Raw genomic sequence first — 20,957 nt, forward strand, 5'->3', positions numbered from 1 at the left:
ACGCCTACCTCGACCCGATCTCCTACCTCCAGGTCACCCTCCTCGACCGCCAGCGCCGCGCAGCCGAACGCGGCGAGACACCCGACCCGCTCCTCTCCCGGGCCCTGCTCCTGACGGTCAACGGCATCGCCGCAGGGCTCCGCAACACCGGCTGACGCGGAAAATGCCTGGTGGGCGGCCTGGGCCGGAAGGTTAGACTCGAAGGTCGAGTCAGAGTCGAGCCGCCCCCGGGCGCAGGGAGAGCGACACACCGTGTCCGAGAACGTTTCCGCCACCAGCCCCGGCGCGCGCAGCCGCCTCCCCCTCCTCGGCGACTGCGCGAACTGCTTCGGCCTGTGCTGCGTCGCCCTCCCCTTCGCGGCCTCCGCCGACTTCGCGGTCAACAAGAACGCCGGCAAGCCCTGCACCAACCTCCAGTCCGACTTCCGCTGCGGCATCCACACCCGCCTCCGCACGAGCGGCTTCCGCGGCTGCACCGTCTACGACTGCTTCGGTGCGGGCCAGAAGGTCTCGCAGCACACGTTCGCGGGCCGCGACTGGCGGCAGGCCCCGGAGACGGCGCAGCAGATGTTCGACGTGTTCCCGGTCGTGCGGCAGCTGCAGGAGCTGCTCTGGTACCTGAGCGAGGCCCTGACGCTGCCGGCGGCCCGCCCGGTGCACGCCGAGGCCGGGCGGCTCCTGGAGGAGACCGAACGCCTGACCCTGCTGGACGCCGACGGCCTGGCGACGGTGGACGTGGCCGCGCACCGGCAGAAGGTCAACACCGTGCTGCTGCGCACCAGCGAGCTCGTACGGGCGAAGGCCGGCCGGAAGACGAAGGACCGCCGGGGCGCCGACCTGATGGGGGCCCGGCTCAAGGGCGCGGACCTGCGGGGCGCCAATCTGCGCGGGGCGTACCTCATCGCCGCGGACCTCACCGGGGCGGACCTGCGGATGGCCGACCTGATCGGCGCGGACCTGCGGGACGCCAACCTCGCCGGCGCGGACCTGACCGAGTCGATATTCCTCACCCAGCCCCAGCTGAACGCGGCCCGGGGCAACGGCGCGACCAGGCTCCCGTCGTCGCTGACCCGCCCCGCGCACTGGTGATCACTCGAAGGTCATGGACATCCACGCCCCGGAGTCCTGGACGGGCGTGAACCCGGCCTTCGCAACACGTCGCAGAGCCATGTGAAGGTGGCCAGGTCGGTGACGACGCGCGCGTAGGCGACCTGCCGGCCGTCGGCGTCGTAGACAGCGTCGCGCGAGAGGCGGTACGGAATTTTGGCCGAGGCACCACTGATCGCCGCGGTACGGAACGGGGACGACGAGGCGCTGTACGCGCTGCTGTCCGGGGGCGCCGACCCCGACGCCGTCGACGAGCACGGCACTCCGGCACTGTGCCTGGCGGTGGACGCCTTCGCCGGGACGGTCGTCGACCAGCTGATGTGGTGGGCCCGGCTGGACCTCCCCGCCGCCGACGGCCGTACACCGCTGGTGCGGGCGATCGACCTGGGCGCCGACGACATCGCGGCGACGCTGGTCCGGCGCGGGGCAGACCTGCGGCTCAAGGACCCCGAGGGCCGTGACGCCCTGGCCCTGGCCCGGCACTGGCACGCGGTGGGCGCCGAGGCCGAACTGCGCCGCCGGACCGGCGCGTCGGGGCCGGTGGCGCGCCGGACGGTGCACCGCGAGTCCGGGGCGGTCTGCGAAGAGCTCTCGCTCGGCGGGCTGACGGTGCGCACCGGACACGCCACGATCCTCACCGGGCTGGAGCCCGGGTACGGGATCATGCCGCCCTTCGCCGAACTGATGGAACGGGCCCTGGCCGAGCCGGACGCCGACCACCCCGTGTGGTGGGCGACCGTGCACACGCTCCGGGAGCGCCACGACCCCGCCGTCTGGCACGAGGCGGCCGCCCTGCAGACCCGCCCGGACCCCATGGAGAGGTATTTCGGCGCCGAACTGCTGTACGCGGTCGTCCTCTTCGACGAGAGCGAGGACGAGTCCTTCGACGAGCCGCTCGTCGACCTCCTCCTGCCCTGGGCGGCACGGGAGGAGGACCCCCGGGTGATGCGGTCCCTCACCGCGGCGCTGTCCAACGCGTGGGACCCCCGGTCCGAGCAGCCGATGACCGCGCTCACCCGCCACCCGGACGGCCAGGTCCGCGGGACAGCAGTCGCCGGCCTGCACAGGCCGGTCGCCGCGGGCGACCCCGGCGCACTGGCCACTGTCGTGGCGTGCACACAGGACACGGACGCCACGGTCCGCGAAACGGCCTGCCACACCCTCGGCCAAGCCGCCCCCAAGGGCTCGCCCACCGCTGCGGACGCCCTCGCCGCCCGGCTCGGCGACGAGGCGGAACCCGTGCGGGTCACGGCCGCGGTGCAGCTGGCGCAGCGCGACGACCCCCGCGGCGACGAGGTGCTGGCCGCCCTGGAGCCCGTCGACGACACCTCGCCGTACTACTGGCAGCTGGACGACGTACGGCGCCACCGCCGGACGGACTGACCAGCACCGCAGGCACACGCTGCCGGCCGATCCCCCGTACAGCAGGCATCGGTCCGGGCTGGTCCTGTGCCGAGCGTGCCGGCATCGGCCTTGACGACGTACACCTCCCAGGGCTCGCGGCCGGGTCCGTGGACCCAGACCTTGTCCTGGAGCGCGTAGCAGCAGGACGTGTCGTTCTCCTCGAAGGTGGCCAGGCCGGCTTCCTTCAGTCGCCCGGTGGCGGCGGCGACCTGGCCGGTGGTCCCGACTTCGACGCCGAGGTGGTCCAGGCGGGTGTCCTGGCCGGGCTCGCCTTCGATGAGGACGAGCTTGAGCGGGGGTTCGGCGATGGCGAAGTTCGCGTAGCCGGGTCGGCGCTTGGCGGGCTCGACGCCGAAGAGCCTGGAGTAGAAGGCCACCGATCCTTCGAGGTCGGCGACGTTGAGGGCGAGCTGGACTCGGGACATGGCGATCTCCTCGATCAGCTTGCATCGATCGACTTCGATACAAGGTTGCGCCTTGAATCGAAGAATGTCAACATAGACACATGTCGAATCAAGAGTTCGTGGTGCTCGGCCAGGACGGCCCCGACGGCTGCTGCCCCCGCCTGCTGACCGCGCCGCTGCCCGAGGACCGGGCCGTCGAGCTGGCGAAGGTCTTCAAGGCCCTGGGCGACCCGGTCCGGCTGCGGCTGCTGTCGATGATCGCCTCGCGCGCGGGCGGCGAGGTGTGCGTCTGCGACCTGACCCCGGCGTTCGACCTGGCGCAGCCGACGATCTCCCACCACCTCAAGCTGCTGCGCGAGGCCGGGCTGATCGCCTCCGAGCGGCGCGGGACGTGGGTGTACTACCGGGTGCTGCCGGAGATGACCGACCGCCTCGCCGCGCTCCTCACCCGCCCTGCCGGACAGGCGCCCGAGCCGGCCGAGGCCCCCTCGTGACCGGCCGGGACACGACTCCGCCGGGATCCCGGCTGTCTTTCCTCGACCGCTACCTGGCCGCGTGGATCCTGCTCGCGATGGGCGTCGGCCTCGGCCTGGGCCGCCTCGTGCCCGGGCTGGGCGACGCGCTGGCGGAGGTGACCGTCACCGGGGTCTCGCTGCCGATCGCACTCGGCCTGCTGGTGATGATGTACCCGGTGCTGGCCAGGGTCCGCTACGACCGCCTCGACACCGTCACCCGCGACCGACGCCTCCTGATCCCGTCGCTGGCGCTGAACTGGGTGCTCGGTCCGGCGGTGATGTTCGCCCTGGCCTGGCTGTTCCTGGCGGACCTGCCCGAGTACCGCACCGGGCTGATCGTCGTGGGCCTGGCCCGCTGCATCGCCATGGTGATCATCTGGAACGACCTGGCCTGCGGCGACCGCGAGGCCGCCGCCGTCCTGGTCGCGCTCAACAGCGTCTTCCAGGTGATCGCATTCTCCGCACTCGGCTGGTTCTACCTCTCCGTCCTGCCCGGCTGGCTGGGCCTGGAGACCACCGGCCTGAACGTATCCGTCCGGGAGATCGCCCGCAGCGTCCTGATCTTCCTGGGCATCCCGCTCGCCGCCGGATACCTCACCCGCCGCCTCGGCGAGAAGGCCAAGGGCCGCACCTGGTACGAGGCGAAGCTGCTCCCGCGCATCGGCCCGTTCGCCCTGTACGGCCTGCTCTTCACGATCGTCGTGCTCTTCGCCCTCCAGGGCGGGGCGATCACCTCGCGCCCGCTCGACGTCGCCCGCATCGCACTGCCGCTCCTGGTCTACTTCGCCCTCATGTGGGCCGGGTCCATGGCCCTCGGCCGCGCCGTCGGCCTGGACCACCCACGGGCGACGACACTCGCCTTCACCGCGGCGGGCAACAACTTCGAGCTGGCCATCGCGGTCGCCATCGCCACCTTCGGCGCCACGAGCGGACAGGCCCTCGCCGGAGTCGTCGGCCCCCTCATCGAGGTCCCCGTCCTCATCGGCCTCGTCCACGTCGCCCTGGCCGCCCGCCGCCACTTCCCCCCACCCACCGCCGGCCTGCCCGCCGCCGCCCCGGAAGGCTCCACCCGTGTCTGAACTCCCCAAGCCCTCGGTGCTGTTCGTGTGCGTCCACAACGCCGGACGCTCCCAGATGGGCGCCGCCTTCCTCACCCACCTCGGCGCCGGCCGCGTCGAGGTCCGCTCCGCCGGCTCCGCGCCCGCCCGGGCGGTCAACCCGGCCGTCGTGGACGCCATGCGGGAGGTCGGCATCGACGTCTCCGCCGAAACCCCCAAGGTCCTCACCGTCGAAGCGGTGCAGTCCTCGGACGTGGTGATCACCATGGGCTGCGGCGACGCCTGCCCGTACTTCCCCGGCAAGCGCTACCTCGACTGGAAGCTCGCCGACCCCGCCGGCCGGGGCGTCGACGCCGTCCGCCCCATCCGCGACGAGATCGAACGGCGCGTCCGCGAACTGCTCGCCGACCTCGGCATCGAGGCAGGCTGACTGAGCCGAGGGACGATAGTTGTCACCAGCGGCGCCCTCGCTCCACCGGTCGTCTGATCTGCGCGGCGGGCCCGAGGGTCCCCGGGGCACGATTATTGGCACCGAATGGTCATGCTGCTTGCCACCGGCGGTGAATTGCCCTTCACGCGCGGGCGAAGCCGCCTCACCTGGCGGGCGATGACCGCCGTTCACATCACCAGGGCACTACGCCGGCGTCTTCGAAGAACTTGCCGGTCGGGCCGTCGTCGGGCAGGGTCGCGAGTTTGATGGCGATCGCCGCGCCCTGTTCGGGGGTGCGCACGCCGTGGAAGCCGTTGAGGTCGGTCGCGACGTAGCCGGGGCAGCCGGCGTTGATCAGGATGTTCGTGCCGCTCAGTTCCCGGGCGTACTGGAGGGTGACGGCGTTCAGGAACGTCTTCGACGGCGCGTACGCCACGGCGATCGGACCCGTAGTCTGCTCAGCAGCGGTTCCTGACTGCCGGGTGAGGGAGCCGACACTGCTGGACATGTTCACGATCCGTGGTGAGGCCGAGCGGCGCAGCAGCGGCATCATCGCGTTGGTGACGCGGATGACGCCGATCACGTTGGTCTCCACGACCGTCCGTACGATGGCGGGATCGACCCGGGTGGGCTCCTGCGGCATGCCTCCGGCGATGCCGGCGTTGTTGACGAGCACGTCGAGGCGCCCGGCCTGTTCCTCGATCAGCCGTGCGGCGGCGGTCGCGCTCGCGTCGTCGGTCACGTCCAGTGGTACGCCGAACGCGTCGACGCCGGCCGCGCGCAGTCTTTCCACCGCGGCCTCACGGCGCTGATCGTCGCGGGCGCCGACGCCGACGCTCCAGCCGAGGGCGCCCAGGCCCGCGGCGATCTCGTAGCCGATTCCCTTGTTCGCGCCGGTGACCAGCGCAATCGTTCGTTCACTCATAGGGACCATGCTGCCCACGGACTCCGGCTGGGGTCCAAGACCGATCAGGTGGGCAACGATACCGTCCGGGTATTGATCCGGGGTACCGTGGCCGGATGGAGAGCCGGGAACTGCGATATTTCGTTGCGGTCGCTGAAGAGCTGCACTTCGGGCGCGCCGCGCAGCGGCTCGGGATCGCGCAGCCGCCTCTGTCGCGGGCGATCCAGCAGCTCGAACGCCGGCTCGGGGCAACGCTGCTGGATCGGACCAGCCGCACCGTCACGCTGACCGAGGCCGGCTCGGTGCTGCTGGCCGAGGGCCGGGCCGCCCTCGACGCGGTCGACGCTGCTGAGCGCCGGACCCGCCGCGCCGCCCTTTCCGCGACCGGCCGTCCCGGCCTGGTCCTGGTGACGAAAGCCAGCGCGTCCCGCGAACTGCTGGCGAAGCTGCTCGACGCGTACGCCGCCGAACCCGGCGCGGTCCCCGTCGACGTCATCCTGTGCGGCCCGGCCGAGCAGGAACGACTTCTGCGTGAGGGCCGGGCCGACGTGGCGCTGCTGCACCAGCCGTTCGACTCGACGGCCGGGTTCCACACCGAAGTACTCAGCACAGAGGGCCAGGTTGCGGTTCTGCCGGCCGGGCATCCGCTCACCGTCCGGGCCCATGTGCACATGGCCGACATCACCGGGCTGCCGGGCCTGCCCCTGCCACGCTGGCCCGACCGCGACGGCACCTACCCGCCCGGCCCCGGCCCGCAGGTCCGCGACCACGCACAGTTGTTGCAGCTCGTCGCGCTCGGCCGGGCCTGCGCGGTCTCACCGGAGTCGTGCCGGACCCAACTGCACGGCGACCTCGCCGCCGTGCCCGTGCTGGACGCGCCGAAAGTCACCACCGTGATCGCATGGCCACCACACAGCCGGTCCAGAGCCGTCGCCGACCTTGTCCGCACGGCGACACGTCTCCAGTAGTTCCACCATGCCTGGCCGGGTCCCACCTGTCGTGGCCCGGCTCAGCGATCGACGACCACCCACAACGCCGCCGGTGACAACCAGCGGCCTACGTGACAACTACCGCGCTTCGGCTCACATGCAAAAGCGACACCTATCGTGCTCAGCCTCAGACCCCCAAGAGCCCCCCGGTGGCTACTTTTGCAAGCACCTGCTTGCAAAAGTTAGCAACGTCCGGCAGGATCGCCGCATGGCCTCACTCAACGTCGGCAATCTCGGCGAGTACCTCCGCGAGCAGCGGCGTACCGCGCAGCTGACGCTGCGGCAACTCGCGGATGCCGCGGGAGTGTCCAACCCGTACCTCAGCCAGATCGAGCGCGGGCTGCGCAAACCGAGCGCCGAGATCCTGCAGCAGCTGGCCAAGGCGCTGCGGATCTCCGCCGAGACGCTGTACGTGCAGGCCGGGATCCTCGACGAACGCGACCGGGACGAGGCAGAGGTCCGCAGCGTGATCCTCGCCGATCCCTCGATCAACGAGCGGCAGAAGCAGGTGCTGCTCCAGATCTACGAGTCCTTCCGCAAGGAGAACGCCCTCGGGACCGACGGGCCGGGCAGGACGGACGACCACAGCACACCTTCTAGCTGATCCGGAGACCCTCGACATGGCCATCACCCAGGACATCCGCAAGACCGCCACCGACACCGCCTACGCCGCGGCCGGCGCCGCGGACCTCGCGGCCGAGAAGATCGGGCAGTTCGTCACCGAGGCGCCCGAGCGCTTCGAGAAGCTGCGCAACACCGACCCCAAGGCCCTGGGCGAGCGGGTGGCGCAGCAGGCCAAGCAGGTGCAGACGCAGGTGACCGCGAAGGCCACCGAGATCGTCGGGACGATCGACACCGACGTCAAGAAGCTGGGCCAGACCGCCCAGGACCTGGTGCTCCAGGGCTTCGGCCAGGTCGTCACCGTGGCGGCGCAGGCCAACGACGGCTTCGAGGAGCTGGTCAAGCGCGGCCGCACCGCCGTGCAGACCTGGCGCGGCGAGGCCGCCGAGGAGATCACGGAGATCGCCGTCGCCGTGGAGCCCGACCCGGAGCCGGCCCCGGCCGCCAAGGACGAGCAGCCCGCCGCGGACGCCGAGGCCGAGGCCGACGGCAAGCCCGCCGCCCGCAAGCCCGCCGCCACCCGCAAGCCCGCCGCGAAGAAGGCGGACGCCAAGACCGGCGACCAGTAAGCGGTCAGCGGTAGCAGCAGCGAAACGATCCGGGCACGCCTCGCGTGCCCGGATCGTTCTCCCGGTACGGTGGGCAGCAGACGCACGCAGAAGAGGTGGATCGCATGCTGGTGGAGGGTTTCGGCCACGTCCTGTCCTGGATCTCGGTCGGGCTGCTCGTCTTCGCAGCCGTGGCCTTCCTCGACGCCGCCGTGCGCCGCGAGGACGCCTACCGGGCGGCCGACAAGCAGTCCAAGGGCTTCTGGCTGATCATCCTCGGCCTCGCGGCCGTCGTGAACCTGCTCTTCGGCATCCTGGCCTTCCTGCCGGTCCTCGGCCTGATCGCCACCATCGTCTACATGGTCGACGTCCGCCCCGCCCTGCGCCACGTCTCCGGCCGGGGCGGCCCGCGCCGACGCGGCGGCTCCAGCTCGGACGGCCCCTACGGCCCGTACAACGGCGGCCGCTGACCTCCCGCACGCGGGGGCGTCAGCCCCGGTCGAGGAGCACCACGGCCAGGTCGTCCGTCAACTCCCCGCCGTTGAGCGCCTGCACCTCCGAGACGGCCGCCTCCAGCAGCTCCTCGCCGTGCAGGCCCTCCTTCACCTGGCGGGCCACCAGATCGATCATGCCCTCCTGGCCCAGCCGTCGCGTCCCCTCGCCGACCCTGCCCTCTATCAGGCCGTCGGTGTACATCAACAGGCTCCACGCGTCGCCCAGTTCGACCTCGCGGTGCGGCCAGCGGGCGTCCGGGAGCAGGCCCAGCGCCGGGCCGCCGTCATCCTGCGGCAGCAGGACAGGGGCCTCGCCGGGGCGTACGAGCAAGGGCGCCGGGTGTCCGGCCAGGCAGACGGCGGCCGAACGGCCGTCGGGGGCGATGTCGGCCGTGCACAGCGTCGCGAAGATTTCCTCGTCCGCGCGCTCGTGCTCCAGCACCTCCTGCAGCGTGGCCAGCAGCTCGTCGCCGCACAGTCCGGCCAGCGTCAACGCACGCCACGCAATGCGCAGTTCGACGCCGAGCGCCGCCTCGTCCGGGCCGTGCCCGCACACGTCGCCGATCATCGCATGCACCGTTCCGTCGGGCGTGCGGACCGTGTCGTAGAAGTCGCCGCCGAGCAGGGCCCGGCTGCGGCCGGGGCGGTAGCGGGCGGCGAAGCGCAGGTCCGAGCCGGCCAGCAGCGGATGGGGCAGCAGACCGCGCTCCAGGCGGGCGTTCTCCTGCGCCAGCAGCCGCGTCTCGGTGAGCTGCCGCTGCGCGAAGTCCGCACGCTTGCGCTCGACGGCGTAGCGGATGGCCCGGCTGAGGACACGCCCGTCGAGCTCGTCGCGGAAGAGGTAGTCCTGAGCGCCGACGCGGACCGCCTCCGCCGCCCGCTCGGCGTCCGCCTCGGCGGTCAGCGCGAGCACGGCGTGGTGCGGGGCGAGCCGCAGCACCCGGCGCAGGGTGGCCAGTTCGTCCGGCCCCTCCGCCCGCTCCGGCTCACCGGCCGGCCGCCCGGACGGGTGGTCCGTGGCCGGCAGGGCGAGGTCGAGGAGGATGCACTGCACGTCGTCGGTGAGCAGCCGCTCCGCCTCGGTGAGGTTGCGGGCGGTGCGGATGCGGACGGGCGCGCCGGCCGTCCCCGACATGTCCGCCATGTCCGGGCAGGACAGCGAGCCTGCCGGGTCGTCCTCGATCACCAGCAGCGTCAGCCCGCCGTCGGGCAGCACGACGGGAGGCTCCGCCTGCCTCGGCACGGGTACGGGCATCACTTCGGCTTCCTTCCCCTCCCCCCGAGGGCACGGCGCCTCGCCGAGGGGCGGGCACCGAGGGTGACCCTAGCGCCAGAGCCCTGCCGAACGGAATGGTACGGAGCCACCCGCCTCTGTCATATGCCCACGCCACAAGGGCAATTGACGCAGGAAGGCCCCCATACGGAGGACCGCGCGATGACAAACATCACGTCGTACGAGCGTACGAAATCACTCCGCGTGGCCGCCCCTATCCCGGGCGTACGACCCCGAGGATGGGCATCGTGCCGGCGCCCGCGAGCGTGACCTGGCGGCCCGGCCGGGGCGCGTGCACGATCGTTCCGTCACCCACGTACATCCCCACGTGACTGGCGTCCCCGAAGTAGATCACCAGGTCCCCGGCGCGCATGTCCTTCACGTCGACCTTCGGCAGCTGCCGCCACTGCTCCTGCGAGGTCCGCGGTATCGCGCGCCCGGCCGCCGCCCACGCCTTGAGCGTCAGGCCGGAGCAGTCGTAGGTGTCGGGGCCCTCGGCGCCCCAGACGTAGTTCTTGCCGATCTGCGCGGTCGCGAAGTCGACCGCTCGCTTTCCGTCACCGGTCGCGGCGGACCCCCGGCCGGCCAGGCCCTTGCCGGCGTCGGTGCCGAGCCACTTCGCCTGCGCCTGGCGGGCCCGTTCCTCCTCCAGCTGCCGCAGCCGCTCCCGCTCCTTCTCCTCCAGGCGGGACTCCAGCTTCTTCGCCTCCTCCAGCCGCGCCTCGACCTCCTTCTTCGCGGCTTCCTTCTTCCGGCGCTCGCCCTCCAGGGCCCGGCGGCGCTCGTCGGCGGCCTTGGCGTACCCCTCCAGCTCCGCGCGCACGGCCTCCACCTGGGCGAGCAGCCCGCGGGTGGCCTGCTCGCCCTTGCGGGCCAGCGCGACGCCGTTCAGGAAGGTGTCGGGCGAGGCGCTGAAGAAGAGCTGGGCCTGCGGGGTGAGGCCGCCGCTGCGGTACTGGGCGCGCGCCAGGGCCCCGGTCTCCTTGCGGAGCCGCTCCATGCGCTGCCGGGCGGCGTCCACCTGGCGGTTGAGGTCGGCGACCGACTTCTCCTGCAGCCGCAGCTGCTCACCGGCCGCGTTGTAGGCGTCCGTGGCGGCCTCGGCCTTGCGGTAGAGGGCCTCCACCTCCTTGTGCACCTCCTCCAGGCGCGGCGAGGAGGCGGCGGGCGTGCCGGTCGCGGAAGGCTGCGGAGGTCTGGGGTCGGCGTGTGCCACCGGGGCGGCCAGAACGACCGTTCCCGCGCTGATCAGTGCGCCGACCAGGGCGGTCGCCACGGCCAGGCGTCGCCGCCCGGTCACCGCCCCGCCGTCGATGCCACCGCTCCGCCTCACCGGAAACCCCACCGGACACCTCCGCGACTCCGCCCCCGCGCCTGACACGCCGTCACACGAAGTTCGGATGCTGTCACGTCCCCCCGGAAACCGACAGAGACCTGCGTCACACTGCAGTGGGAACCGGCCCGAAGCGGAGCCACCACCCCGATGGCCGAGGTTCACCCTGCGTTCACTCTTCCCCATCGACCGCTTCATCTGATCTGCCTAATTTCGGCCGTAGAGGGTGCGGACCACACCACCCCACCGGCCCTCGCCCGTACAGAGCGGAACAGCAACACCAACCTCTCGCACGCCGCCCCCGCGGCGGCTCCCGGAAGGAACCCCCGAAAGTGAAGCTTCAGCGCAAGAACCGGCTTCGCAGCGTCGCCCTCGGCGCCATCGCCGTCTCCGGTGCCCTGGTCCTCACGGCGTGCGGCTCGGACGACAACGGCGGCGGCGAGGGCGGCGGCAGCGGCTCGACCAAGGCCGCCGGCAACATCAAGTGCGAGGGCAAGGGTCAGCTGCTGGCCTCCGGCTCGTCCGCGCAGAAGAACGCCATGGACCTGTGGGTCAAGAACTTCATGGCCGCCTGCAAGGACGTCCAGGTCAACTACAAGCCCACCGGCTCGGGCGCGGGCATCCAGGAGTTCCTCCAGGGCAAGACCGCCTTCGCGGGCTCCGACTCGGCGCTCAAGCCGGAGGAGGTCGCCAAGTCCAAGGAGGTCGTCAAGGGCGGTCAGGGCATCAACCTGCCCCTGCTCGGCGGCCCCATCGCCATCGGCTACCACGTCCCGGGCGTGGACAACCTGGTCCTCGACGCCGACACGCTCGCCAAGATCTTCGACGGCAAGATCGAGAAGTGGAACGACGAGGCGATCGCCAAGCTGAACAAGGACGCCAAGCTCCCGGACCTCAAGATCCAGGCGTTCCACCGTTCCGACGAGTCCGGCACCACCGACAACTTCACCAAGTACCTCAAGGCCGCCGCGGACAAGTCCTGGCCGTACGAGCCCGCCAAGGCGTGGAAGGCCAAGGGCGGCCAGTCCGCCGACGGCTCGGCCGGTGTGTCCTCGCAGGTCAAGCAGACCCCGGGCGCCATCTCCTACTTCGAGCTCTCCTACGCCACCGCCAACTCGATCAAGACGGTGAAGCTCAACACCGGCGCCGCCGCCCCGGTCGAGGCCACCTCCGACAACGCCTCCAAGGCCATCGCCGAGGCGAAGATCGCGGGCACCGGCAAGGACCTGGCGCTCAAGCTCAACTACACCACCAAGGCCGAGGGCGCCTACCCGATCACCCTGGTGACGTACGAGATCGTCGGTGACCAGGGCAACAAGGCCGAGACCCTCCCGGCGACCAAGTCCTTCCTGACCTACATCGCGAGCGAGGACGGCCAGTCGGTCCTCAAGGGCCTGGGCTACGCCCCGCTGCCCGCCGAGATCGCCACGAAGGTCCGCGAGACCGTCGCCGGCCTCTCCTGACGCTCCCGACGCTCCTGACACGGGGCAGAGCGCACCCCACGCCCGGACCCGGCCCGGAGCCCACGCTCCCGGGCCGGCCCGGGAGCCGGCCACGGCGCCGGAGTGACGCCCGCCCCCTCCCGGTGCACCGCCGCGCCAGGAGCCACCCGCCCCGACCACCGGAGGCGACCGGCTCCGCAGACCGGAGAAACCCATGGACATAACCTCAGCCACCGCAGCCGGCCCACCGCCCGGCCCGGGCAACGCCCCGGACCCCGCCGAGCGGCAGGGCGGCACCACCACCCGCCTCGGCGACCGGATCTTCCTCGGCCTCTCCCGGGGGTCCGGCATCCTGCTCCTGGCGATCATGGCCGCCATCGCGGTCTTCCTCACCATCCGCGCCGCCAGCGCCCTCTCCCACAACGAGGGCAACTTCTTCACCACCTTCGAGTGGCGCGCCAACTCCACCCCGCCGGTCTTCGGCATCGCCGTCCTGGCCTTCGGCACGGTCGTCAGCTCGGTCATCGCGATGGCCATCGCGGTACCGGTCGCCATCGGCATCGCGCTGTTCATCTCGCACTACGCGCCGCGCAAGCTCGCCACCCCGCTGTCGTACGTGATCGACCTGCTCGCCGCCGTCCCGTCGATCGTCTACGGCCTGTGGGGCGCGCTGTTCCTGGTGCCGCACCTCGGCGGGCTCTACAGCTGGCTGGACGACTACTTCGGCTGGACCGGGATCTTCGCGTACCACGACGGCGCCGCCCGCTCGCTCTTCACCATCGGCATCCTGCTGGCGATCATGATCCTGCCGATCGTCACCAGCGTCAGCCGCGAGGTCTTCCTGCAGGCCCCGAAGATGCACGAGGAGGCCGCCCTCGCGCTCGGCGCGACCCGCTGGGAGGTCATCAGGACGGCCGTCCTGCCCTTCGGCCGCTCGGGCGTCATCAGCGCCTCCATGCTGGGCCTGGGCCGCGCCCTCGGCGAGACGATGGCCGTCGCCACCGTCCTCTCCCCCAGCTTCGAGATCGGCACGAGCCTGCTCGACCCGGGCGGCGGAACGTTCGCGCAGAACATCGCGAGCAGCTTCAAGGAGTCCGGCGAGATCGGCAAGGACGCCCTGATCGCCTCCGGTCTCGTCCTCTTCGTCCTCACCCTGCTGGTCAACGGCGCGGCCCGCTTGATCATCGCCCGCCGCAAGGAGTACACGGCATGAGCGAGGTAGCCATGGACCAGCCCTCCGGCGCCGTCCCCGGCGCCCGGCGGTCCTCGTCGAGCCTGCACCAGCCCCGCCTGCCCCGCTGGGCCCCGGCCGCCATCGCGGCCGCCGCGCTCGCGGTGGGCGTGGGGATCGGCGCCGGCGCGGGACTGAGCAGCCGCATCCAGTGGGGCCTGCTCGCAGCGGTCCTCTACGTCGCCGGGACGTTCGCGCTCGCCACCCGCGTCGAGGGCGTCCGGCAGGCCAAGGACCGCCTCGCCACCAGCCTGGTGTGGGTCTGCTTCCTGCTCGCGGTCGTCCCGCTGGTCTCCCTGATCTGGGAGACGGTCTCGCGCGGCAGCTCCGTCCTCGACGGCGGCTTCCTCTCCCACTCCATGGGCGGCGTCCTGACCATCCAGCCCGGCGGCGGCGTCTACCACGCCATCATCGGCACCCTGGAGCAGGTCGGCATCGCCACCGCCATCGCCGCCCCGATCGGCCTGCTGACAGCGATCTACCTGGTCGAGTACGGCCGCGGCCGGCTCGCCAAGGCGGTGACCTTCTTCGTCGACGTCATGACGGGCATCCCGTCGATCGTCGCGGGTCTGTTCGTCCTCAGCTTCTGGATCCTGATGCTGGACAACGGCTACTCGGGCTTCGCCGGGTCGATGGCCCTGGCGATCCTGATGATGCCGGTGGTCGTCCGCTCCACGGAGGAGATGCTCAAGCTCGTCCCCAACGAGCTGCGCGAGGCGTCCCTGGCCCTCGGCGTGCCGAAGTGGCGCACGATCCTCAAGGTCGTCCTGCCCACCGCCATCGGCGGCATCGCCACCGGCGTGATGCTCTCGGTCGCCCGCATCGCCGGCGAGTCCGCCCCGATCGTCCTCCTGGTCTTCGGCTCCCAGCTGATCAACAACAACCCCTTCGAAGGCGCCCAGTCCTCCCTGCCGTACTACATCTACGAGCAGTGGGCGGCCGGCAACGACGCCAGCTACGACCGCGCCTGGGCCGCGGCCCTGGTCCTCATCGCCTTCGTCATGATCCTGAACCTGGTGGCCCGCGGCATCGCCCGCTGGAAGGCCCCCAAGGCCGGTCGCTGACCGCCCGCCGTACGAAAGAAGTAGTGATCCCCATGGCCAAGCGAATCGACGTCAGCGGCCTCACCGCCTACTACGGCTCCCACAAGGCCATCGAGGACATCTCGATGACCGTGGAGCCCCGCTCCGTGACCGCCTTCATCGGCCCCTCCGGCTGCGGCAAGTCCACCTTCCTGCGCACCCTGAACCGCATGCACGAGGTCACCCCCGGCGGCCGCGTCGAGGGCAAGGTGCTGCTGGACGACGAGAACCTCTACGGCGCCGGCGTCGACCCCGTCTCCGTGCGCCGCACGGTCGGCATGGTCTTCCAGCGGCCGAACCCCTTCCCGACCATGTCGATCTACGAGAACGTCGCCGCGGGCATCCGCCTCAACGGCGGCCGGGTCCGCAAGGCGGAGCTGGACACGATCGTGGAGAAGTCCCTCAAGGGCGCCAACCTCTGGAAGGAGGTCAAGGACCGCCTGAACAAGCCGGGCGCCGGCCTCTCCGGCGGTCAGCAGCAGCGCCTGTGCATCGCCCGCGCGATCGCGGTCGAGCCGCAGGTCCTGCTGATGGACGAGCCCTGCTCGGCGCTGGACCCGATCTCCACCCTCGCCATCGAGGACCTGATCGGCGAGTTGAAGGAACGGTTCACGATCGTCATCGTCACCCACAACATGCAGCAGGCGGCCCGCGTCTCCGACCGCACCGCCTTCTTCAACCTCGCGGGCGTCGGCCAGCCGGGCAAGCTCGTCGAGATCGACGACACCGAGCGGATCTTCTCCAACCCGTCGGTCCAGGCCACGGAGGACTACATCTCCGGCCGCTTCGGCTAGGCCGCCACGATCGCCTTGCGGCGCTGCATGGCGGTGCCGCCGCAAGGCAAAAGGGCCCGCCCCCTGCTCGTACCAGGGGGCGGGCCCTTCCGCCTGCGTGCGCACCGGCCGGTGCGTACCGGGCCGGCTATCCGAACGCCAGGTTCACGATCCAGTAGCTGAACGCGGCGACGACGGCCGCGGCCGGCATGGTGATGAACCAGCCCATCACGATGTTCTTCGCGACGCCCCACCGCACGGCCCGCGGGCCCTTGGTGGAACCGACGCCCATGATCGCGGAGGTGATGACGTGCGTCGTGGAGATCGGCGCGTGGAACATGAACGACGCCGTGTACATGACCGAGGCGGCCGTGGTCTCGGCGGCGAAGCCCTGCGGCGGGTCCAGCTCGATGATGCGACGGCCGAGGGTGCGCATGATGCGCCAGCCACCGGCGTACGTACCGAGCGACAGCGTGATGGCACAGGCGAGCTTGACCCACAGCGGGATCGCCTCGTCCTTGCCCTGCACGTCACCGATGACCAGGGCCATCACCACGATGCCCATCGTCTTCTGCGCGTCCTGCAGACCGTGGCCGAGCGCCATGCCGGCGGCCGAGACGGTCTGCGCGATACGGAAGCCGCGCTTGGCCTTGTGCGGGTTGGCCCTGCGGAACATCCACATGATCGCGACCATCACCAGATAGCCGATGATCAGGCCGACGAACGGCGAGAGGAACATCGGGATGACGACCTTCTCGACCACGCCCGACCAGATGACGGTCGTACCGCCCGCGAGCGCCGCGCCCACCATGCCGCCGAACAGGGCGTGCGAGGAGGACGACGGCAGGCCGAAGTACCAGGTGACCATGTTCCAGACGATGGCGCCGATCAGGGCGGCGAAGAGGATGCCCATCCCCTTGTCGCCCACCGGCGTCTCGATCAGGCCCTTGCTGACGGTCTTGGCGACCCCGCTGCCGAGGAAGGCACCGGCGAGGTTCATCACCGCCGCCATCGCGAGGGCCGCCCGCGGGGTCAGCGCCCGCGTGGAGACCGACGTCGCGATGGCGTTCGCGGAGTCGTGGAAGCCGTTCGTATAGGTGAAGCCGAGCGCGACCGCAATGGTCACGACGAGCGCAAACGTATCCACCGGGGGTCAGGACTCCTTGACCGCGATGGTCTCGACCGTGTTGGCGACGTGCTCGAAGGCGTCGGCGGCCTCTTCCAGCACGTCCACGATCTGCTTGAGCTTGAGCACCTCGATGGCGTCGTACTTGCCGTTGAAGAGCTGGGCGAGGAGCTTGCGGTGAATCTGGTCGGCCTGGTTCTCCAACCGGTTCACCTCGATCCAGTACTCCGTGAGGTTCGTCATGGTCCGCAGGTTCGGCATCGCCTCGGCCGTCAGCTCGGCGGCCCGGGCGAGAACCTCGATCTGCTGCTCGACGCCCTTCGGCAATTCCTCGATCTGGTAGAGGACGACCAGGTCGACCGCCTCTTCCATGAAATCCATGATGTCGTCGAGCGAACCGGCGAGGGAGTAGATGTCCTCGCGGTCGAACGGCGTGATGAAGGAGGAGTTCAGCTGGTGGAAGATCGCGTGCGTCGCGTCGTCCCCCGCGTGCTCCGCTGCCCGCATCCGCTCGGCGATCTCGGCCCGGGCGGAGGTTTCCGCTCCGAGCAGTTCCATCAGGAGCTTGGAGCCCGTGACGATGTTGTCCGCGGAGGCGGCGAACATGTCGTAGAAGCTCGTCTCCCTGGGGGTCAGACGAAAGCGCACGTGGGATCCTCGGGGTGCAGCGGATTCGGTCTCGTTGATGCTAGGCGCATCATCCAGCCACAGCTAACTGGCATTCCCTCAGTGTCGCCCATCGGGCAGAGTGCTCACGAAGGCGGTACGGGTCTGTGGTGGCGAATTTCGGTACCATATACCCGGCAGGGGTATAGGAAACGGCGTACAGCCGGAACGCGGCCGCCCGGCGCGGCGCCGCCTCCGCCACCCGCGATGACCAGCGCGGAAGCGCCGGCAGGACGACGGAGAACGCCATGACGCCCACGGAGGCCACAGTGACCAGCACCACTGAACAGGCCGCGGCGTCCTGCCACGGCGACGCCCCCGAGGCGGACCACGCCCACCCGTCCGGCCCGCACGGCTACAGCAAGCAGAAGGACCAGCACCTCAAGCGCCTGCGCCGCATCGAGGGCCAGATCCGCGGCCTCCAGCGCATGGTCGAGGAGGACGTCTACTGCATCGACATACTCACCCAGGTCTCGGCGGGCACCAAGGCCCTGCAGTCCTTCGCCCTCCAACTCCTCCAGGAACACCTCCGCCACTGCGTGGCGGACGCGGCCCTCAAGGGCGGCACGGAGATCGACGCAAAGGTAGAGGAGGCGAGCGCCGCGATCGCCCGCCTGCTGCGGACCTGAGCGGCGGGGGCTGGGCCTTGTCTTCTTGGCTGGGGGCGAGCCGACTGGCCGGGGGGCGGGCCGGGGCCCCTTGACCGGGAGGGCTGGCCGACCGGCCGGAGGCCGGACCAGGGCCCCATGGCCGGGGGCCGGGCCGACCGACCGGAGACGAGGCCGGGACCCCCATGACCGGGGAGCGGGCCGACCGACCCGGGGGCCGGGCCGGTGAAGCCGCGGTGCGCGGCCTCGGCCGGTGAGCCTGCAGGTCGCGGCCACGGCGGGGCCGTGCTCAGCCGGGTCCCGGCCGACGGCCAGGGCCGTCGGGACGGGCGCCGTCAGCTCTCCGCCCCGCCGGACCCCTCCGGCGGTTCGCCGCGCTGCCGGCGGACCACTCTCAGCACCTCGTCGATGCGGTCCGTACTGAGACGCTCCTCCGCGGCGCTGGACGCCGCGATCATCAATTCGCCGTAGAGATCGATCTCGATGAGGGCCACGGGATCCGGCCCGCCGGACGGACCGCGCCGCGAAACCACGTGATGCACCTCCTCGGGTCCCACTACCGCCGCTTCCAGCGTAGTGATCGGTACAGACTCCGCGCATGGCACAGAAGGACCATTTCCATGGCCAACTACGCCCTGCCGCCCTATTTCTGCGGCGAAGCGACCGTGCCCGCATAGATTTCGGCTGGTGCCGGCAACGCAATGTCCGGACGCAATCCGAAGGAGAAGAGCTCGACGGTCGAAACCACCGTCATGGGTGACGGCAGCCCCGAAGGCCGGGCCGCCGCCACCCTCTCGCCCGCCGAGGCGACGGACGCTGCCGGAGCCGCCGACGCCCCCGACGGCACCACCGCCGCCGGCGCCGCGGCCGTCATCGCCGGCCGCCGTCCGGCGCCCCCGGCGGCCGCCGCCTCCGCCATGCCGAACCGATAGCGCAGCACCCGCGGCCTGCCCTGCTCGTCGAGGTACGCGTCGAAGCCCACCGTGCCACTGGAGAACCCTTTCGCCGCCGCGGCCAGCGCCGCCCGGTCCCGTTCGGGTGCGGCCTGCGCGGCCCGGGAGAGGTCGACCGTCCCCCAGTAGTGCGCCACGCGGACCCCGTCGATCCGCTCCTCCCCCGCGTACGCCACTTCACGCGCCCCGCCCAGCAATTCGGCCGCGGCCAGCGGGTCGGTGGCCCCGCTGGTGAGGAGGTCGCCGTCCGCGAGGGCGCCCGTGTCGAGCCGTACCCACTTGCCGGCGGGGACACCCGCGCCGCGGTTCTTCATGTACAGCGCGCCGGGCGCGAAGACCTCCGTGATCGGCCGGTGCCCGGCCCGGCCGGCCGCGCCCTCGGGCAGCATCACCGTGAGCCGCCCGACCGGCCGGGCGAAGTCGTAGACGCCCCGGCCCCGGATGGTCAGCCGGGTGCCGCCGCTGACGGTCTCCATGGACGTACGGACCCTGGCGCCACCCGCCCTGGCCAAGGCCGTCGGGGCGTGCCGCACGGCGGCGAGCGCCCGGGCGGGGTCGGCGGCCGGACCGGCCGCCTCGCGCACCTGCCGGACCTGACTGCTGCCGCGGCCGTGGGCGGCGTCGCCCACCGGACCGCCACCCGGCCCGCGCCCGGCGCAGCCGCACACCGCGAGCAGCCCGAGGGCGAGGCTGCCCGCCAGGGCGCCGGCGACGACCGCGCCCTTGCGCCTGTGCACCTGCACCGCCATGAACGTAAGCCCCCTGCCGCACGCTGGTGGAACCCGTTCTCTTCAACGACCGCCCCGGGGTCACCGTCACGGCCGGGTAGCGTGGTCCCGTGTCCGAACCAGCCTTCGCGCCGCCCGGCGCCGAACACACCATCAGCACGAGCGAGCGCGGCTCGTTCTGCACGGCCCGCTGCAGCTGCGGCTGGTACGGCCCGGCCCGCCGGGCCCGTTCCCTGGCCCGCGACGACGCCGGCACGCACCTGGCCACGGCAACGGCGGCAGCGGCAACGGCAACGGACGGCAAGGTGCCCGGCCCGAGACCGGCGGGCCCGCCGGGCGGATCAACGGACTGAACGGGCCACCGGAAGAAAATGCACCCAGGCCCAGGCCCCGACCCCGTCGGCTACGCGGCGAGGTCCCGGTCGTGCCGGTACGACCGGCGGCCGGAAAGCGACGCGTCGCCGTCGTCGGGCGCGTCGTAGGCACCGGCTGCCGGCACCACCGGCAGGGGCGCGCGCCTCGACCGCACGAGCCGGGCAGCGCGTGTGCCGGCGACCATCCGGGCGAGCGGGGTGAGCAGCATCATCGCCAGGGGCGCGAGGAGCAGCGCCACGGCCGTGCCCAGGGCGAGCCCGCCGACGACGTCCGTGGGGTAGTGCACACCCATGTAGACGCGGCAGAAACCTTCGAGGAGCGCCAGGCCGATCCCAATGAATCCGTACTTCCGGTTTGCTACGAACAAACCGACGCCCAGGGCCATCGTCAACGTCGCGTGGTCGCTGACGAAGGAGAAGTCCTTCTTCCCGTCGACGAGAACGTCCAGCCCCGGATGGTCGAGGAAGGGCCGGGGCCGCCGGACGAACCCGCGGATGGGGATGTTGATCAGCAGCGCGATCCCGGCCGCGAGCGGCGCCCACAGCAGCGCGGCGACGCCCGCGGGGGCGTCCGCGCTCCTGCGGATGCTCCACCAGGCGCAGACCATGAGCACGGCGAGCCCGAGGACGATCCCGTACTCGCCGATGAACTCCACGGTGCGGTCGGCCCAGTGGGGCGCGTCCTTGGCCATGCCGTTGATGTCGTAGAGCAGGCTGACGTCGGGGTTCGATTCGCCCCCGGCCACCGGCATGGAGTCTCCCGTCACGAGTCCAGCCATCGCCCCGGCCCCTATCTGTCGCCTGTCGCTACGTCCAGTCCAGCTACCGACCCCCGTGGTCCGTGCGCCGCAGCCGACGGCGCTGCTTTGCCACTTTCATGGAACGCCCGACTCC

25 protein-coding genes and 1 pseudogene are annotated in these 20,957 nt (G+C 71.4%); 16 read left to right on the forward strand and 10 right to left on the reverse strand.

The genetic code is table 11. From position 1 onward, the window contains the following. The coding region (locus IE182_RS29345; protein WP_190113016.1) for a phosphoenolpyruvate carboxylase at nt 1-155 on the forward strand (155 nt) is incomplete at its 5' end. A 97-nt stretch (nt 156-252) separates the two neighbouring features. Then, complete coding sequence (locus IE182_RS29350) at nt 253-1,089, forward strand: pentapeptide repeat-containing protein (protein WP_190113017.1); 837 nt, start codon at nt 253-255, stop codon at nt 1,087-1,089. 44 nt (nt 1,090-1,133) lie between these two features. On the opposite strand, the pseudogene IE182_RS32295 reads toward IE182_RS29350, so the two are convergent. Further along, nucleotides 1,134-1,235: pseudogene (locus IE182_RS32295) on the reverse strand (GNAT family N-acetyltransferase); the annotation flags it as partial. A 28-nt stretch (nt 1,236-1,263) separates the two neighbouring features. On the opposite strand from IE182_RS32295, the gene IE182_RS29355 reads away from it, so the two are divergent. Beyond that, nucleotides 1,264-2,490 (forward strand): ankyrin and HEAT repeat domain-containing protein, encoded by a 1,227-nt coding sequence (locus tag IE182_RS29355; protein ID WP_190113018.1) that lies wholly within the window; start codon nt 1,264-1,266, stop codon nt 2,488-2,490. Here the strand turns inward: IE182_RS29355 and IE182_RS29360 are convergent. Further along, nucleotides 2,445-2,936, reverse strand: coding sequence for an ArsI/CadI family heavy metal resistance metalloenzyme (locus tag IE182_RS29360; protein ID WP_190113019.1), 492 nt, complete (start codon nt 2,934-2,936; stop codon nt 2,445-2,447). The genes IE182_RS29355 and IE182_RS29360 overlap by 46 nt on opposite strands. An 80-nt stretch (nt 2,937-3,016) precedes the next feature. Here IE182_RS29360 and IE182_RS29365 point away from each other — a divergent pair, with 80 nt between their 5' ends. The 3 genes from IE182_RS29365 to IE182_RS29375 are packed head-to-tail and all read left to right on the forward strand — an operon-like array spanning nt 3,017 to nt 4,918. Next, nucleotides 3,017-3,409 carry an ArsR/SmtB family transcription factor gene (locus IE182_RS29365; protein WP_190113020.1) on the forward strand — a complete coding sequence of 131 codons (393 nt, stop codon included), beginning with the start codon at nt 3,017-3,019 and terminating at the stop codon, nt 3,407-3,409. After that, entirely contained in the window at nt 3,406-4,509 is a 1,104-nt protein-coding gene (gene arsB / locus IE182_RS29370; RefSeq protein WP_190113021.1) for an ACR3 family arsenite efflux transporter, read from the forward strand. The genes IE182_RS29365 and arsB overlap by 4 nt, the downstream gene beginning before the upstream one ends. Continuing rightward, the gene (locus IE182_RS29375) at nt 4,502-4,918 is read left to right on the forward strand and encodes an arsenate reductase ArsC (protein ID WP_268249643.1); all 417 of its coding nucleotides are present in this window, start codon (nt 4,502-4,504) and stop codon (nt 4,916-4,918) included. Before arsB ends, IE182_RS29375 begins: the two co-directional genes overlap by 8 nt. Before the next feature lie 193 nt (nt 4,919-5,111). Here IE182_RS29375 and IE182_RS29380 read toward each other — a convergent pair whose 3' ends face one another. Then, the gene (locus IE182_RS29380; protein ID WP_190113022.1) at nt 5,112-5,843 is read right to left on the reverse strand and encodes an SDR family oxidoreductase; all 732 of its coding nucleotides are present in this window, start codon (nt 5,841-5,843) and stop codon (nt 5,112-5,114) included. A 95-nt stretch (nt 5,844-5,938) separates the two neighbouring features. On the opposite strand from IE182_RS29380, the gene IE182_RS29385 reads away from it, so the two are divergent. The 4 genes from IE182_RS29385 to IE182_RS29400 all read left to right on the forward strand — a co-directional run bounded on the left by IE182_RS29385 (nt 5,939) and on the right by IE182_RS29400 (nt 8,450). Then, a complete protein-coding gene (locus IE182_RS29385; RefSeq protein ID WP_190113023.1) occupies nt 5,939-6,790 on the forward strand; it encodes a LysR family transcriptional regulator in 852 nt (283 codons plus the stop codon). Nucleotides 6,791-7,019: 229 nt separating this feature from the next. Next, nucleotides 7,020-7,415, forward strand: coding sequence for a helix-turn-helix domain-containing protein (locus IE182_RS29390; RefSeq protein ID WP_190113024.1), 396 nt, complete (start codon nt 7,020-7,022; stop codon nt 7,413-7,415). A 16-nt stretch (nt 7,416-7,431) separates the two neighbouring features. After that, nucleotides 7,432-8,001: a hypothetical protein gene (locus IE182_RS29395; RefSeq protein WP_190113025.1), complete on the forward strand. Its 570-nt coding sequence runs from the start codon at nt 7,432-7,434 to the stop codon at nt 7,999-8,001. Between the two features lie 104 nt (nt 8,002-8,105). Then, nucleotides 8,106-8,450: a DUF2516 family protein gene (locus tag IE182_RS29400; RefSeq protein ID WP_190113026.1), complete on the forward strand. Its 345-nt coding sequence runs from the start codon at nt 8,106-8,108 to the stop codon at nt 8,448-8,450. Between the two features lie 19 nt (nt 8,451-8,469). Here IE182_RS29400 and IE182_RS29405 read toward each other — a convergent pair whose 3' ends face one another. Beyond that, a complete protein-coding gene (locus IE182_RS29405; RefSeq protein ID WP_190113027.1) occupies nt 8,470-9,729 on the reverse strand; it encodes a PP2C family protein-serine/threonine phosphatase in 1,260 nt (419 codons plus the stop codon). A gap of 232 nt (nt 9,730-9,961) precedes the next feature. Next, nucleotides 9,962-11,080, reverse strand: a complete 1,119-nt coding sequence (locus IE182_RS29410) for a C40 family peptidase (protein WP_229845219.1) — start codon at nt 11,078-11,080, stop codon at nt 9,962-9,964. 332 nt (nt 11,081-11,412) lie between these two features. On the opposite strand from IE182_RS29410, the gene pstS reads away from it, so the two are divergent. The 4 genes from pstS to pstB all read left to right on the forward strand — a co-directional run bounded on the left by pstS (nt 11,413) and on the right by pstB (nt 15,629). Further along, nucleotides 11,413-12,543 carry a phosphate ABC transporter substrate-binding protein PstS gene (gene pstS / locus IE182_RS29415; RefSeq protein ID WP_190113029.1) on the forward strand — a complete coding sequence of 377 codons (1,131 nt, stop codon included), beginning with the start codon at nt 11,413-11,415 and terminating at the stop codon, nt 12,541-12,543. 193 nt (nt 12,544-12,736) lie between these two features. Beyond that, nucleotides 12,737-13,735 carry a phosphate ABC transporter permease subunit PstC gene (gene pstC, locus IE182_RS29420; RefSeq protein ID WP_190113030.1) on the forward strand — a complete coding sequence of 333 codons (999 nt, stop codon included), beginning with the start codon at nt 12,737-12,739 and terminating at the stop codon, nt 13,733-13,735. After that, nucleotides 13,732-14,817, forward strand: a complete 1,086-nt coding sequence (gene pstA / locus IE182_RS29425) for a phosphate ABC transporter permease PstA (RefSeq protein WP_190113031.1) — start codon at nt 13,732-13,734, stop codon at nt 14,815-14,817. The genes pstC and pstA overlap by 4 nt, the downstream gene beginning before the upstream one ends. A gap of 32 nt (nt 14,818-14,849) precedes the next feature. Continuing rightward, complete coding sequence (gene pstB / locus IE182_RS29430) at nt 14,850-15,629, forward strand: phosphate ABC transporter ATP-binding protein PstB (RefSeq protein ID WP_190113032.1); 780 nt, start codon at nt 14,850-14,852, stop codon at nt 15,627-15,629. Between the two features lie 127 nt (nt 15,630-15,756). Here the strand turns inward: pstB and IE182_RS29435 are convergent, their stop codons facing one another. Continuing rightward, nucleotides 15,757-16,755 (reverse strand): inorganic phosphate transporter, encoded by a 999-nt coding sequence (locus IE182_RS29435; protein WP_190113033.1) that lies wholly within the window; start codon nt 16,753-16,755, stop codon nt 15,757-15,759. A gap of 6 nt (nt 16,756-16,761) precedes the next feature. After that, nucleotides 16,762-17,382 (reverse strand): DUF47 domain-containing protein, encoded by a 621-nt coding sequence (locus IE182_RS29440; RefSeq protein WP_190113034.1) that lies wholly within the window; start codon nt 17,380-17,382, stop codon nt 16,762-16,764. 266 nt (nt 17,383-17,648) lie between these two features. Here IE182_RS29440 and IE182_RS29445 point away from each other — a divergent pair, with 266 nt between their 5' ends. Next, entirely contained in the window at nt 17,649-18,029 is a 381-nt protein-coding gene (locus tag IE182_RS29445; protein ID WP_190113035.1) for a metal-sensitive transcriptional regulator, read from the forward strand. A 314-nt stretch (nt 18,030-18,343) separates the two neighbouring features. Here the strand turns inward: IE182_RS29445 and IE182_RS29450 are convergent, their stop codons facing one another. Further along, nucleotides 18,344-18,541: a hypothetical protein gene (locus IE182_RS29450; protein WP_190113036.1), complete on the reverse strand. Its 198-nt coding sequence runs from the start codon at nt 18,539-18,541 to the stop codon at nt 18,344-18,346. Nucleotides 18,542-18,651: 110 nt separating this feature from the next. Continuing rightward, nucleotides 18,652-19,710: an SCO4651 family lipoprotein gene (locus tag IE182_RS29455; protein WP_229845220.1), complete on the reverse strand. Its 1,059-nt coding sequence runs from the start codon at nt 19,708-19,710 to the stop codon at nt 18,652-18,654. 89 nt (nt 19,711-19,799) lie between these two features. Between IE182_RS29455 and IE182_RS29460 the strand changes: the two genes are divergently transcribed. Continuing rightward, the gene (locus tag IE182_RS29460; RefSeq protein WP_190113060.1) at nt 19,800-20,042 is read left to right on the forward strand and encodes a hypothetical protein; all 243 of its coding nucleotides are present in this window, start codon (nt 19,800-19,802) and stop codon (nt 20,040-20,042) included. 50 nt (nt 20,043-20,092) lie between these two features. Here IE182_RS29460 and IE182_RS29465 read toward each other — a convergent pair whose 3' ends face one another. Further along, the gene (locus tag IE182_RS29465; RefSeq protein WP_229845221.1) at nt 20,093-20,842 is read right to left on the reverse strand and encodes a phosphatase PAP2 family protein; all 750 of its coding nucleotides are present in this window, start codon (nt 20,840-20,842) and stop codon (nt 20,093-20,095) included. Between the last annotated feature and the right edge of the window lie 115 nt (nt 20,843-20,957).

Source organism: Streptomyces cinnamoneus, from assembly GCF_014650495.1.
Classification (GTDB): domain Bacteria; phylum Actinomycetota; class Actinomycetes; order Streptomycetales; family Streptomycetaceae; genus Streptomyces; species Streptomyces cinnamoneus.